Here is a 14227-nt window from a genome sequence, read left to right as displayed (position 1 = left end):
ATTTTAGATTCGCCGGAACCCATAATTCAAGAGAATGTGAAAAATAAAAGTTAGTAGAACGTTGCTATTTGTGGGTAGCCCGGGCGAACGCAATGGCGTCGCCCGGGGACCGCATTAGATTTGACTGGTTTGTGCGTTAACCGTTTTGGATTGGCGTTTACGACGGCTGGCGAAGAAAATCGCCGTCAGCGAGATAGCCACGGTCGCACCCAGATACCAGGCAACCGGCACCCAATCGCCGTTGTATTTCGCCAGCAAACCGGTGGCGATTAACGGCGCGGTACCGCCGGCCAGCGCAGCGCCAATTTGATAACCGAGCGTAATGCCCGTATAGCGGACGTTAGCGCTGAAAATCTCCGAACACAGCGTACCCAGTACGGCGGTGATCGGCGACCACAGCACCCCAAAGGTGATCACCGTTGCCACGATAATCCCCCAGGTGGTGCCGGTATTGAGCAGCAAAAACCATGGCACGATAAACAGGCCCAGCAGCACGACGCTGATAGCATACATTCGCTGACGGCCGATTTTATCGGAAAGCAGGCCCATCAGCGGAATCATGACCGTGGAGACCAGGGCTCCGAGGGTCACCGCTTCCAGCACCTGTGATTTTTGGTAGGTCAAGGTGGTGGTGGCATAGCTGACAACGAAGGTTGAGAAAATATAGAACGGCGCGGTCTCTACCACCTTGAGCCCGGCGGCAATAACCACTTCACGCCAGTGATGAGTTAAGGTCTCGCGCAGCGGCGCTTTGGCGACGTTACCGGAGGCTTTCACTTTTTTGAACTCCGGCGTTTCATCGATATCTTTACGGATCCACAGGCCAATCAGTACCAGTACCGCGCTCATCAGGAATGGGATACGCCATCCCCAGGAGAGGAACTGTTCTTCGCTGAACAGCGTCATTAGCGAGACGATAAACGTTGCCATCAGCATACCGATGGTGACGCCCGCCTGCGGAATACTACCGAAGAAACCTTTACGTTTTTCCGGCGCGTATTCGTAGGCCAGCAGCAGCGCGCCGCCCCATTCGCCGCCAATGCCCATCCCCTGAATGATACGCATCAGAATCAGCAGAATAGGTGCCCAGATACCAATCTGATCGTAGGTGGGCAGCAGGCCTATCATCACGGTTGCGCTGCCCATTAGCGACAGGGTTAACACCAGCGTTTTTTTACGGCCAATACGGTCGCCAATGTGGGCAAAAATCACGCCGCCGATCGGGCGAATAAAGAACGTCAGGGAGAAAGAGAGATACGAGAGAATCAGGCCAATGACCGGGTCAACCATCGGGAAAAAGATCTTGTTGAACACCAATGCGGCAGCCGTGCCGTAAAGAAAATAATCAAACCATTCAATGGAACTGCCCGTCAGGCTAGCAATCAAAACCCTTTTATTCTTTTTCAGGATTGTGGTGCTGCTTTCTTGTATTGTCATGAAGAATAACTCCCGCCACATTGGGTTAAAATCAGGTGTCACCTTTTTGATGTTGTGGGTGCAACCTGGATTGTGAAAAAGGTTGTGTGTTTGTTAAGCAAATTAGATATGTGCGTTATTTTTGGCAAGCGCGGTATTGAAATTTGTGAGTAAAAATGAGAGTCATTTTCATTAATTGGAACTGTTGTTTGCGGATTTGTTGGGTTTAAATACTGAAAAAATCTGATTTAATAGCGGATTATTCAGGTGCAACCGCATTGTTTTTAGACGTTTCTGGTTATTTCATTATTGTTACAAATCGGCTGCGATGAGGCGCTTTTCCGCACTCTGTGAGCCTGTATTAAAAGGAGCTGTGCGCGCGATGAGTCTGTTACATTTATCGGAAACCTCGGTTGAGGATGCCAACCTTCTCGGCGGATGGCTGGCGCAGGATGATTTCTCCGCAAGCCCCGGTGCTGCGGAGAGTCAACTGGTCGTATTGGCGGGTAACGCGGTTATGCCAACCATTGACGCCGCCTGTCGGCTGGTCAGCGAACATGGCGGAACGCTGCTGATTAGCGGCGGCATTGGCCACTCAACGTCGTTTCTTTATGACGCCATCGTCCATCATCCGCGCTATTGCAGCATTGCCACCCAGGGCGAACCGGAGGCGGTGCTGCTGGCGGAAATCGCCCAGCGTTTCTGGCAAATCCCGCGATCGCGGATTGTGGTTGAGGCGCAGTCGACCAACTGCGGTGAGAACGCGGAGTTTACCCGCCAGGTGATGGAAGAAAAGGGCATCCGCGTAGCCAGTGCCACGGTGGTGCAGGACCCAACGATGCAGCGCCGTACCATGGCGACCTTTGCCCGTGTCTGGCAGGGCGTTGAGTACGCGCCGCGCTGGCTAAGCTACCCGGGTTACCTTCCCGTGGTGGATTATACCCCGCAGGGCATTCTCTGGCGGCAGCCGGACAATGGCGTCTGGCCGCTAGCGCGCTATTTATCGTTGATTTTGGGCGAATTGCCGCGTTTGCGCGACAATGCAGACGGCTATGGTCCACAAGGAAAGGGATTTATCGCCCATGTCGATATTCCGCAGGACGTTGAGGCCGCGTGGCAGCGGTTAACCGCCGACCCGCAGCTACAGCAAATATTAGCGAGCCGCCGTATGGCATAATGAGTCTCTCCGGCCAGGCGCAGCGACGCCGGAGGGGCATACCGCTTAGCGGAAACTCCACTGCATGCTCACGACAAATATCGACGGTAAAATCACGCCGCTTTCAATCCCGAAGTTGTCGGTAAAATTATACTGCAGCCCGTGGTAAATATACGGTGAAAAGCCTACACCGGTGATTTTCTTCGCCGTATGGTAAGCCCCTTCATCGCCGCAGTGTTTAAAGGCATCAAAAAAGAACTCTCCCGTATAGGCGTATACGCCTTTAAAGGTCCAGCCTTTATTGCTGTTCGTGCCGTTTAACCAGTCGCGGCGCACGCCCAGCGTCAGGCAGCGATCGGCAAAGCTGTTTTTCATGGTTCCAACGAGGACGCTGTATTTTGACTCGGCGGAGAATTTACGCTCGACGGAGAAGAATTGGTTGTTGAAATTCTCATTATATTGCCCGTGATTCCCGGTCATATGATAAACGAATGACCCGGTATTCACGGAATACAGATTTAACTCACTCGCGATGCTCGACGCAGCTGGCGTCATTGCTGACATAAATACCAGCGCGTTGGCGATTTTACGCATGATAAAACTCAGAAAGAACTCAAAAGTAAAATAATATCCTTCATCATACATTCTTCGTAATAAACAAAGGTTCAACCAAGCTGGAACGGTAGTTTATTATTTGTGCCGTAGCGGCGTTATCTTTACGCGTGACCTCACATAAACGGCGTGAATTGGTTGGGGAAAGTTGCCAAATTGTATATGTGTTTAACAATATTTTTACCTGTTAAACACTCACGCAGAAAGGAGCAGCTTATGACGTCACCCGTACAACATCCGATGTATATCGATGGCCAGTTTGTCAACTGGCAGGGCGAAGGCTGGATTGATGTGATTAACCCGGCAACGGAGGTGTGCCTTTCACGCATCCCCGATGGCGACGCTGAACAGGCGAAAAGGGCGATTGATGCTGCCGAACGCGCCCAGCCTGGATGGGAGGCGTTGCCTGCGATTGAACGCGCAGGGTGGTTGCGCAAAATTGCCGCCGGCATCCGCGCGCGTTCATCGGAAATCAGCAAGCTGATCGTCGCCGAAGGCGGAAAAATACAGCAGTTGGCTGAGGTGGAAGTGAATTTTACCGCGGATTACATTGAGTATATGGCTGAATGGGCGCGTCGTTATGACGGCGAGATCCTGCAAAGCGACCGTGCTGGTGAAAATATTTTTGTCTTTAAACGTGCGCTGGGCGTAACCACCGGGATCCTGCCGTGGAATTTTCCGTTCTTCCTGATAGCCCGTAAGCTGGCGCCTGCATTGATTACCGGCAATACCATTGTGATTAAGCCGAGCGAGTTTACGCCAAATAACGCCGTTGCTTTTGCCGAAATTGTTCACGATATCGGGCTGCCTAAAGGGGTCTTTAACCTGGTGCTGGGGCGCGGTGAGACCGTGGGCCAGGAACTGGCGGGCAATCCGAAGGTCGCGATGGTTAGCATGACCGGTAGCGTAACGGCGGGCGAGAAGATTATGACGGCGGCGGCCAAAAATATCACCAAAGTTTGCCTTGAACTGGGCGGCAAGGCCCCGGCCATTGTGCTGGATGATGCCGACATTGCGCTGGCGGTGAAGGCAATTGTTGATTCCCGCGTGATCAATAGCGGGCAGGTGTGCAACTGCGCGGAACGCGTGTACGTGCAGAAAGGCATTTACGATAGCTTCGTGAGTCAACTGGGTGAAGCGATGAAGGCGGTCTCATTCGGCGATCCGATGGAGCGTAATGATATCGCCATGGGGCCGTTGATTAATGCTGCGGCATTGGCGCGCGTTGAGCAAAAGGTGGCGAAGGCCGTTGCTGAAGGGGCAAACGTGGTGCTCGGCGGCAAAGCGGTGCAAGGCCCGGGCTATTTCTACCCGCCAACCCTGCTGCTGAACGTGCGTCAGGATATGAGCATCATGCATGAAGAAACCTTCGGCCCGGTGCTGCCGGTGGTGATGTTTGATACGCTCGATGAGGCGCTAAAGATGGCTAACGACAGCGACTACGGTCTGACGTCGTCGGTGTATACCCGCGACCTCAACCTGGCGATGAAAGCGATCCGCGGGCTGAAGTTTGGTGAGACTTACATTAATCGCGAAAACTTTGAAGCGATGCAGGGTTTTCATGCGGGCTGGCGTAAGTCGGGTATTGGTGGTGCCGACGGCCGTCACGGTCTGAACGAATATTTGCAGACCCAGGTGGTTTACCTGCAATCGCAGGGGGCGTAAATCGAGTGCCATCCGGCACCTGCTGCGCCGGATGGCAGATGTCGCTAGGCTTTAGTGGCTATCCAGTTCATCATCAGCTGTGGCCATACCGCGACGGGCAGACCCTGCGCATCGCGAATACCAAAGCCGTGCCGCCCCTGCTCAAACAGGTGCATTTCGACCGGTACGCCCTGAGCATGCAGGGCGTTAAACAGCGCGATGCTGTTCTCCACTTTGACCGCCGGGTCATCCACAGCATGCAAAATAAAGGTGGGCGGTGCTTCCGGCGTCACTCTTTTTTCCAGCGAGTAATGTGCGCGTTGCGCAGCGCTCGGCATATGGCCGATCAGTGCCTGGCGAGAGCCTGCGTGGCCAAACGCGTCGTCCATACTGATAACCGGGTAAACCAGCGCCATAAAATCAGGGCGTGCGCAAAGGTCGTCAATGGTGTCTTGTGAAGGGTATACGGTTTCCTCGTATCGGGTGCCGAGGCTAGCGGCGACGTGACCGCCAGAGGAAAATCCCAGTACCCCGAGTTTATCGGGCTGTAGGCCCCAGTCAGCCGCCCGGCTGCGGATCGTGCGCATGGCTCGCTGCACGTCGGCCAGCGGCGCATTCGCCTCCTCGAGGTGCCCATCGTCGGGCAGGCGGTAGGTCATCACGAAAAGCGTATAGCCTCGCGCGGTAAACTCCGGGGCCAGCGCTGTGCCTTCTTTGTCCAGCACGACGCGGCGGTAGGAGCCGCCGGGCGTGACCAGAATACCCACGCCGTTTGGTCGTTCGGGTTCAAACACCGTAATGTGCGGCGCGCGGATGCCGGTTACCGCACGATCCCATTCGCTGGGGCCGGTGTGATCGGCCTCCAGCGCGGGGACCGCATGGCTATTGCGTGCACCGGGCGCATCGCCTTCGGGCCATAGTGAAAACGTGGTGGCCGCGCGGGCGGCTTTATCCATCCGCGCCAGCAAATCTTCCTGGGTGACAACGTGCATTTTCTCCTCCTTGGTGTGGTGTTTATGGCGGTTACCGTCCTCAGCGGCAGGTTTTTTCGTGCGCCAGCAGCCAGGCTTTACGCGCAACGCCGCCGCCATAGCCGGTCATACTGCCGTCTTTGCCGATAACCCGGTGGCAGGGAATAACGATAGCAATACGGTTCGCGCCGTTGGCGGCTGCGACCGCGCGTGCGGCGGTGGGGTGATTCAGACTCTCCGCCAGCGCCTGGTAATGGGTGGTTTCACCGCTGGGCAACTGGCGCAGCGCGGCCCACACGCGGCGCTGAAAATCGCTACCGGGCGTATCGAGTGCCAGAGTGAAAGCGCGGCGCGTGCCGGCAAAATATTCACCGATTTCTCGCTCTGCCAGGCGGGTATGCGCGTTCTGACCGGCGATAATCTGCGCGCGCAGCAGACGCTGAAGATCGCTGAATTCGGTTTCCAGCATACGACGGTCGACAAACTCCAGCAGACAGACGCCGCGCTCGGTAGCGCAAACGAACATTGGCCCGAGCGGGGTGGTAAAGCGGTGGATAACGATCGTTTGCTGCCGAGCGGCCGGTGAGTGGCCGGTGAGTTTTTTACAGGTATAACCAAAACCGCTCAGCGAGTCGTAGCCATTGTCGAAGGCGACATCAGTGGCACTGCGGCCGCCTCTCAACTCTTGCAGCGCGACATTCACTCGCTGCATCCGCTGGAACGCCTGAAAGGTGATGCCATGATGCTGCAAAAACCAGCGGCGAACGCGCTCGGGGCTGATGCGATGCTCGCGCAGTTGACTATCGCTAATCCGCGCTTTGGGCGTCAGACGCACCAGCGCCAGCGCCTGCTCAATATAAGGCGGTGCGGTACAGGCATTTTCCGTGGGGCGGCACACTTTGCAGGGACGAAAACCGGCATCGAGCGCCGATTTGAAGTCACTGTAAAATTCAACGTTTTCTCGTTTGGGCTTCCGCGCCCGGCACACGGCAATGCAAAACACCCCGGTCGTTTTTACGCCGACGAAAAATACCCCGGTATATTCTGACGCACGCGCCAGCAGCGCCTGGTACCAGCGATCACACTGCGCGCTATCGGTAATTTTCATCGTTAAAGACTCCTGCGAATGACTGCTGCTGCTGAACGGTTAACAGTAGATCGTTTAGCCGATGTTGTATTGCACTATGTAGCGCATTCCCCATCGAAATGCGGCGTACGCCAAGTTTTGCCAGCGTGGTAAAGTCGCTGAGCCCGGGAATGGCCATGACGTTCAACGGCAGCCGGGTGTGCTGAACCAGCGCCGCAATATCCTGTGCTTCGATGACGCAGGGAATGAAGAGACCGTCCGCGCCGCAGGCAGCATAACGCGTTATTCGTGACAGTGTCACATCAAGGGCGTCGGTAAGACCGAGTAAAAAAGCATCGCTGCGCACATTGATAAACAGCGAGCAGCGATGGAAGACCAGCGTCGTACGAACCGCCTGCAGGCGCTGGCTGAAGAGGTCAGGATCTTCAAGCTTACGCACGCCATCAATGACCCGACTGTCCTCCAGATTGATGCCGACAACGCCCATCTCAGCCAGCTGGCGCAAATGGAGAGTCATATCTTCGGCGGTCGTGGCGTAGCCTGCTTCAACGTCTACGCTGAGGGGCAGCGAACAGACGGCGCGGATGCGGCGTACGATCAACAGCAGGGCGTCAAATGGCAGGGCTTCGCCATCGGGATACCCGAGCATGGCGGCAACGGCAGCGCTCGAGGTGCCTATCGCCTGATAACCGGCTCGCTGCGCAGCCTGCGCGCTGGGCACGTCCCAGACGTTGGCGATAACTAAGGGTTTTTGTTGATAATGTTGGGCAGTGAAATCCATGAGTGTCTCCGGTTGTGTGTGCAGACGGAGTGTGCCGCTACGGCAACCCTGCTCACAACCGAAAATTGGACGACCATTTTGTGAGAAAAGGCGGGCGCTAAGCACCCGCCGGAGGGGTTACATTTTGGCGAATTTCTCCAGCACGCGAATCAGCTGCGTCACAAAACCGTATTCGTTATCGTACCAGGAGACGGTTTTAACCAGCTGCAGGCCGCCGGCTTCGGTGACCTCCGTTTGCGTGGCGTCAAACACGGAACCAAAATGGGTGCCGATGATATCGGAAGAGACAATTTCTTCTTCGGTGTAGCCGAACGATTCATTGTTTTCGGCCGCTTTTTTCATCACCTGATTAACTTCATCGGCGGTCACTTTTTTGCCGAGAATCGACACCAGTTCCGTTACCGATCCGGTTTTGGTCGGCACGCGTTGAGCATGACCTTTGAGCTTGCCGCTCAGCGCCGGGATAACCAGACCGATCGCTTTGGCCGCGCCGGTGGTATGCGGAATGATATTCTCCGCCGCCGCGCGCGACGCGCGCAGGTCTTTGCCGCGCGGCCCGTCGACCAGCGACTGGGTGCCGGTGTAGGCGTGAATGGTCGTCATGGTACCCACTTCAATGCCGAATGCATCGTTGAGCGCTTTAGCCATCGGCGCCAGGCAGTTGGTGGTGCACGAGGCGACGGAAATAATCTTATCACTGGCGTTCAGCGTGTCGTCGTTGACGTTAAAGACCAGGGTTTTCATCTCTCCGGCTGGCGCGGAGACCAGCACTTTTTTAGCCCCGGCATCAAGGTGCGCCTGTGATTTTTCGGTTGAGGTGTAGAAGCCGGTGCACTCTACGATAAGCTCGGCGCCCTGGGCCGTCCACGGGATATTTTTGGCCTCTTTTTCGGCATAAACGGTGATGGTTTTGCCGTTGACGATCAGCGCGTTGTCGGTGAAATCGACGCTCCATGGGAAGGGGCCGTAGTTCGAATCATGCTTTAAAAGATAAGCCAGTACTTTTGGCGACGTCAGGTCGTTAATCGCCACCACTTCATGACTGCTGGATACTTCCAGTAACCGGCGCAGCACCAGACGGCCGATGCGCCCAAACCCGTTAATGCCAATTTTACTCATGTTACTCTCCTGTCAGTGATGGGCCTTTACCCAATATCGGTACTTAACAATCGCTGATAAATAAGTGTGGATGATATGTTTCACCTGTCCAGGCTTAGTTCAGCCAGGGCTGAAGGGCAATGTAAGCGTGATAAAATAATTTGTAGTGATATGAAAAAGTTAATGAATTTTTAACGAATGGCGGCTATTTTTGTCTTTATGTGAATTTTTAGCGTGTCATCAACAATGAACGACAAATACTCCCGCTCGCAAATTACGATCCACTGGTTGGTGTTCCTGCTGGTGGTTGTGGCCTACGCCGCCATGGAGTTGCGCGGTTTTTTCCCGCGTAGCGATCGCCCAATCATCAATATGATTCATGTTTCCTGTGGCATCAGCATTCTGCTGCTGATGGTGGCGCGCCTGTTGATTCGTCTCAAGCGACCGGCGCCGCCGATTGTGCCGAAACCAAAGCCGATGATCACCGGTTTGTCGCACCTGGGGCATCTGGCTATCTATCTGCTGTTTATTGCCTTGCCGCTTATCGGATTAGTCATGATGTACAATCGTGGGAACCCGTGGCTGGCGTTTGGCATGGTGATGCCGCATGCCGCTGAGGCGAATTTCGATCTGGCCGATACGCTTAAGCAATATCACGTTCTGCTTGCTAATCTCGGCTACTGGCTGATAGGGCTGCACGCTCTGGCTGCGCTGGCGCATCACTATTTCTGGAAGGACAATACGCTGCTGCGCATGATGCCGCGCAAGCGTTAACAAGGCTTTAAACTCTCTGGGCTTCGCGTTACCATACGTCATCTTTTAAACGTATGAGTCAGGGAGAACAGGGTGTTCGCAGATTTTGGCGTGCTGAATTACTGGACGTATTTGCTCGGGGCCATTTTTATTATTCTGGTGCCGGGGCCAAATACCCTCTTTGTGTTGAAAACCGGCGTCGCGCACGGTATTCGCAAAGGTTACATGGCGGCGCTGGCGGTCTTTATTGGCGATGCCGTGCTGATGTTCCTCTCCTTTGCTGGCGTGGCGACGCTGATCAAAACCACGCCGCTGCTGTTTAACATCGTCCGCTACCTTGGCGCATTTTATCTGCTGTATCTTGGCGGCAAGATGCTTTACAGCACGCTGAAGCGAAAGGCGGCGGGGCAGGACGCGCATGCGGAACCGGGGCACGCTATCTTTAAACGCGCGCTGACCCTGAGCCTGACGAATCCAAAGGCTATCCTGTTCTATGTCTCGTTTTTCGTGCAGTTTATTGATGTGCACGCGGCAACTCCGGGGCTGGCGTTCTTTATTCTGGCGCTGACGCTTGAGCTGGTCAGCTTTACCTACCTGAGCTTCCTGATTGTTTCTGGCTCGCTGGTGACGCGCTACGTGAAAACCCGTAAAAAGCTGGCAAAAATTGGCAACAGCCTGATTGGCCTGGTGTTTGTTGGTTTTGCCGCACGCCTGGCTACGCTCCAGTCCTGATTCCCTTGTGCCGGGTTGCGCGATGCTCACCCGGCCGGCCTTCCTGATATTACTCTCGCCGCGCGTAAAATCACCCGCGTGACCTGCTACGCCCGCAGCCCTGGCATTTTCCGAAAAAAGTACGTCTGGTTGAATCGCGGTAGGGAACGTCATTGGCGGGTGTAGAATGTTGGCGGGTGCTTGAGGCTATTTGTCTCAGGCATTGACCGAAAGGCAGATAGAAGAAAGCCCCGGAAACATTATGCGTCTTGCAGGACGCTTAACATTTACCGAGGCCACATCTATGCCCTACAACATAGAGACTAGCCTCTTACAGACCTTCGGGTCAAGGAGTAGTGGGCTATGGAACCACGAAAATCAGCGCTTCTGGCGCTAATCGTTATCGGTATAACGCTTTTGTGCGCTTTGCTGTTTAACAATAAAAACCTCTGTGATGTTCGCTTCCGAAGCGGCGAAACGGAGATAGTGGTTCACATGGCTTACGAAACCAGGTAAGAGCCAGGCGGGGAGAAATCCCCGCCATTCTTCCTGTTGTCCGGTATCCTCAACGCACCCGATCTTTATCCCGCGTTAGATTCGTTGTCCTCGGGCCTGTTTTACCGCCTCAACCCGATCTTTTTGACGTTAATGAAATCATTTTTTTACAATCACATAGAAAATGATAGTATACCCCCCTATATCACCGGAGGGGCTATGCCACATTCACCCGAAGATAAAAAACGCGCGCTTACCCGGGTTCGCCGTATTAAAGGGCAGGTTGAAGCGCTGGAGCGCGCGCTGGAGTCCGGCGATTCCTGCCTGACCATACTGCAACAGATCGCCTCTATTCGCGGGGCCGCCAACGGCCTGATGGGCGAAATGGTTGAGATGCATCTCAAAGACGAACTGGTCAGCGGAGAAACCACCCCGGATCAGCGTGCGGTGCGCATGGCTGAGGTCGGTCATCTGCTACGATCCTATTTAAAATAATCATCACAACGGAAGGGACAGCTATGAAATCACGTGCTGCAGTTGCGTTTGGCCCCGGTCAGCCGCTGAAAATTGTTGAAATTGACGTCGCACCGCCGAAAAAAGGGGAAGTGCTGGTCAAAATCACCCATACCGGCGTTTGCCATACCGATGCATTTACGCTCTCCGGGGACGATCCGGAAGGCGTCTTCCCGGCGGTGCTGGGCCATGAAGGCGGCGGCGTGGTGGTGGAAGTGGGTGAAGGCGTGACGAGCCTGAAGCCGGGCGACCACGTTATTCCGCTGTATACCGCCGAATGCGGCGAGTGCAAATTCTGTAAATCCGGTAAAACCAACCTGTGCCAGGCCGTACGTGCGACGCAGGGGAAAGGGCTGATGCCGGACGGCACGACACGATTTTCTTACAACGGCGAAACTATTTACCACTATATGGGTACCAGCACCTTCAGCGAATACACCGTGGTAGCGGAAATTTCGCTGGCGAAGGTGAACCCACAGGCTCCGCTGGACAAAGTGTGCCTGTTGGGCTGCGGCGTGACCACCGGTATCGGTGCGGTGCACAACACGGCGAAGGTCAAAGAGGGCGACACCGTAGCGGTCTTTGGCCTTGGCGGTATTGGCCTGGCGGTGATCCAAGGCGCGGTGCAGGCGAAAGCCGGGCGCATCCTGGCCGTTGACACCAACCCGGAGAAGTTCAAGCTGGCCGGGGAAATGGGGGCCACCGACTTTATCAACCCGAAAGACTACGACAAGCCGGTTCAGGACGTGATTGTGGAACTGACCGACGGCGGCGTGGACTTCAGCTTTGAGTGTATCGGCAACGTGAACGTTATGCGCTCCGCGCTTGAGTGCTGCCATAAAGGCTGGGGTGAAAGCATTATCATCGGGGTAGCCGGTGCCGGGCAGGAAATTAAAACCCGCCCGTTCCAGCTGGTTACCGGCCGCGTGTGGCGCGGTTCTGCCTTCGGCGGCGTGAAGGGCCGTACCCAACTGCCGGGCATGGTTGAAGAGGCGATGGCGGGCAAGATTCAGCTCGATCCGTTCATCACACACCGCCTGCCGCTGGATCACATCAACGAAGCGTTTGACTTGATGCATGAAGGTAAATCTATTCGTACCGTTATTCATTTCGGCGATAAATAACGCCATCAACCAGCGGGTGTTTTCCCGCTGGTTTTCTGAAGTGTGACCCGCCTTACGTTTTACGCCTTTGCTGATAAGAAATTAGCGGCTATGGCCGATGACTCTAGTACTTACCTCAAGTACAAGAGAGCTTACTCATGGATAACAAGGCTGCGCCGAGCCGTGCGCAAAAGATCGGTTTCTTACACCATATCCGGCTGGTGCCGTTTTTTAGTTCCGTTCTGGGCGGTATTCTGCTGCTGTTTGCCCTGAGCTCTGGACTGGCGGGCTACTTTATGTGGAAAGCCGATAACGATCAGCGTGATGTGACCCGAGAACTGCAGGTTCGTGTGGGGCTGTCAGACAGCGCCAACTACCTGCGCGAAGCGCGTTTAATGATGATCCACGCCGGTGCCGATAGCCGTATCGCCGAAATGGACAGCATGAAGAAGAACCTCGCGGCGGCCAGCCACTGGATTGAACGTTCACAGGACGGTTTCAAGGTTTATACCGATCGCAGCGTCAAAACCCCGGCCGATCGGGCGTTGGATAACGAGATGAATCAGCGTTATACCGCCTATCTTGAGGGGATGAAGCCAATGCTGAAATATGCCCAGAACGGTATGTTTGAGGCCATCATCAACTATGAGAGCGAGCAGGCCCGTGCGTTGGATGATGCCTACAACGATGTTCGTTTGAAAGTGATTGATATTCGTACCGCACGCGCGAACCAGCTGGCCGATCTGGCGCACGACCGCACCCGATTGGGCGTGATGTTTATGATTGGCGCTTTTGTCATGGCGGTGGCGATGACGCTGCTGACCTTTACGACTCTGCGCCGGGTGGTCATTCTGCCGCTGCAGCGTGCCGGAGCGCGTATCGCGCAGATCGCCAGCGGCGACCTGACCATGGCTGATGAGCCCGCGGGGCGTAGTGAGATAGGCCAACTTAACGCCAACCTGCAAAAAATGCAGCACTCGCTGGTGAAGACCGTGGGTACGGTGCGCCAGGGGGCGGAAGAGATCTATCGCGGCACCAGTGAAATCTCTATGGGCAACACCGATCTTTCCTCGCGTACCGAGCAGCAGGCGGCGGCAATTGAACAGACCGCCGCCAGCATGGAACAGCTGACGGCAACGGTGAAACAGAACGCCGACAACGCGCACCATGCCAGCAAGCTGGCAGAGGATGCCTCCGGCAAAGCGACGCGCGGCGGGCAACTGGTGTCCGGCGTGGTGTCCACCATGGGCAGCATCTCCACCAGTTCGAAGAAAATCTCCGAAATCACCTCGGTAATTAACAGCATTGCCTTCCAGACCAACATTCTGGCGCTGAACGCGGCGGTCGAAGCGGCGCGAGCGGGCGAACAGGGGCGCGGGTTTGCGGTGGTTGCGAGCGAAGTGCGGACGCTGGCCAGCCGCAGCGCACAGGCGGCAAAAGAGATAGAAGGGCTGATCAGCGAGTCGGTTACGCTTATCGAACGCGGTTCGGATGAGGTTGTCCGCGCCGGGTCGACGATGACTGATATTGTGGATGCGGTTAAACGCGTGACGGACATCATGCTGGAAATTGCGGCGGCCTCCGATGAGCAAAACCGGGGTATTCAGCAGGTAAGCCAGGCGGTGACCGAAATGGACAACGTCACCCAGCAGAACGCCTCGCTGGTGGAAGAAGCCTCGGCGGCGGCGGCCTCGCTGGAAGAGCAGGCGGCGCGCTTAACTCAGGCAGTAGGCACGTTCCGCATTGGGCGCGGCGAAAGCGTTGAGCACGAGAAGGCGAGTGTAAAAGCAACGTTTACGCCGACGCGCCCAGCGGTAGCGACGGCCGGAGCCGATAACTGGGAAACGTTCTGACGAGGAAAAATCCCCGTAGCCTTGTGGCTACGGG

14 protein-coding genes are annotated in these 14227 nt (G+C 55.4%); 8 read left to right on the top strand and 6 right to left on the bottom strand.

Annotation, left to right across the window (positions count from 1 at the left end):
- Nucleotides 1-114 precede the first annotated feature (114 nt).
- Nucleotides 115-1437: an MFS transporter gene (locus H7R56_RS13010; RefSeq protein ID WP_106929236.1), complete on the bottom strand. Its 1323-nt coding sequence runs from the start codon at nt 1435-1437 to the stop codon at nt 115-117.
- A gap of 361 nt (nt 1438-1798) precedes the next feature.
- Between H7R56_RS13010 and H7R56_RS13005 the strand changes: the two genes are divergently transcribed.
- The gene (locus tag H7R56_RS13005; protein ID WP_106929155.1) at nt 1799-2593 is read left to right on the top strand and encodes a YdcF family protein; all 795 of its coding nucleotides are present in this window, start codon (nt 1799-1801) and stop codon (nt 2591-2593) included.
- Between the two features lie 45 nt (nt 2594-2638).
- Here H7R56_RS13005 and H7R56_RS13000 read toward each other — a convergent pair whose 3' ends face one another.
- Complete coding sequence (locus H7R56_RS13000) at nt 2639-3127, bottom strand: hypothetical protein (RefSeq protein WP_181358027.1); 489 nt, start codon at nt 3125-3127, stop codon at nt 2639-2641.
- Nucleotides 3128-3400: 273 nt separating this feature from the next.
- Between H7R56_RS13000 and aldA the strand changes: the two genes are divergently transcribed.
- Nucleotides 3401-4849, top strand: coding sequence for an aldehyde dehydrogenase (aldA, locus tag H7R56_RS12995; protein ID WP_106929153.1), 1449 nt, complete (start codon nt 3401-3403; stop codon nt 4847-4849).
- A gap of 44 nt (nt 4850-4893) precedes the next feature.
- Here the strand turns inward: aldA and H7R56_RS12990 are convergent, their stop codons facing one another.
- The 4 genes from H7R56_RS12990 to gap form a co-directional block, all read right to left on the bottom strand.
- Nucleotides 4894-5820 carry an alpha/beta hydrolase gene (locus tag H7R56_RS12990; RefSeq protein ID WP_106929151.1) on the bottom strand — a complete coding sequence of 309 codons (927 nt, stop codon included), beginning with the start codon at nt 5818-5820 and terminating at the stop codon, nt 4894-4896.
- A gap of 40 nt (nt 5821-5860) precedes the next feature.
- Complete coding sequence (locus H7R56_RS12985; RefSeq protein WP_106929149.1) at nt 5861-6907, bottom strand: bifunctional transcriptional activator/DNA repair enzyme AdaA; 1047 nt, start codon at nt 6905-6907, stop codon at nt 5861-5863.
- Entirely contained in the window at nt 6891-7667 is a 777-nt protein-coding gene (locus H7R56_RS12980; RefSeq protein ID WP_106929147.1) for an isocitrate lyase/PEP mutase family protein, read from the bottom strand. The genes H7R56_RS12985 and H7R56_RS12980 overlap by 17 nt, the downstream gene beginning before the upstream one ends.
- Before the next feature lie 117 nt (nt 7668-7784).
- Nucleotides 7785-8786 (bottom strand): type I glyceraldehyde-3-phosphate dehydrogenase, encoded by a 1002-nt coding sequence (gap, locus tag H7R56_RS12975; RefSeq protein ID WP_064545194.1) that lies wholly within the window; start codon nt 8784-8786, stop codon nt 7785-7787.
- A gap of 225 nt (nt 8787-9011) precedes the next feature.
- Between gap and cybB the strand changes: the two genes are divergently transcribed.
- The 6 genes from cybB to H7R56_RS12945 all read left to right on the top strand — a co-directional run bounded on the left by cybB (nt 9012) and on the right by H7R56_RS12945 (nt 14193).
- A complete protein-coding gene (gene cybB / locus H7R56_RS12970; protein WP_106929145.1) occupies nt 9012-9539 on the top strand; it encodes a cytochrome b561 in 528 nt (175 codons plus the stop codon).
- Nucleotides 9540-9611: 72 nt separating this feature from the next.
- Nucleotides 9612-10250 (top strand): leucine efflux protein LeuE, encoded by a 639-nt coding sequence (gene leuE, locus H7R56_RS12965; RefSeq protein WP_106929143.1) that lies wholly within the window; start codon nt 9612-9614, stop codon nt 10248-10250.
- A 342-nt stretch (nt 10251-10592) separates the two neighbouring features.
- Nucleotides 10593-10745 (top strand): Hok/Gef family protein, encoded by a 153-nt coding sequence (locus H7R56_RS12960; RefSeq protein WP_106929142.1) that lies wholly within the window; start codon nt 10593-10595, stop codon nt 10743-10745.
- Nucleotides 10746-10943: 198 nt separating this feature from the next.
- Nucleotides 10944-11219, top strand: a complete 276-nt coding sequence (locus H7R56_RS12955; protein ID WP_106929140.1) for a metal/formaldehyde-sensitive transcriptional repressor — start codon at nt 10944-10946, stop codon at nt 11217-11219.
- A 23-nt stretch (nt 11220-11242) separates the two neighbouring features.
- On the top strand, nt 11243-12361 hold the full coding sequence (locus H7R56_RS12950) for an S-(hydroxymethyl)glutathione dehydrogenase/class III alcohol dehydrogenase (RefSeq protein WP_106929139.1): 1119 nt from the start codon (nt 11243-11245) through the stop codon (nt 12359-12361).
- A 137-nt stretch (nt 12362-12498) separates the two neighbouring features.
- Nucleotides 12499-14193 carry a methyl-accepting chemotaxis protein gene (locus H7R56_RS12945; RefSeq protein ID WP_106929138.1) on the top strand — a complete coding sequence of 565 codons (1695 nt, stop codon included), beginning with the start codon at nt 12499-12501 and terminating at the stop codon, nt 14191-14193.
- Nucleotides 14194-14227 lie beyond the last annotated feature (34 nt).

The organism is Klebsiella sp. WP3-W18-ESBL-02, assembly GCF_014168815.1.
Lineage (GTDB): Bacteria > Pseudomonadota > Gammaproteobacteria > Enterobacterales > Enterobacteriaceae > Kluyvera > Kluyvera ascorbata_B.
The sequence above is the reverse complement of the archived record's forward strand: the minus strand, read 5'-3'. Positions and strand labels throughout refer to the sequence as shown.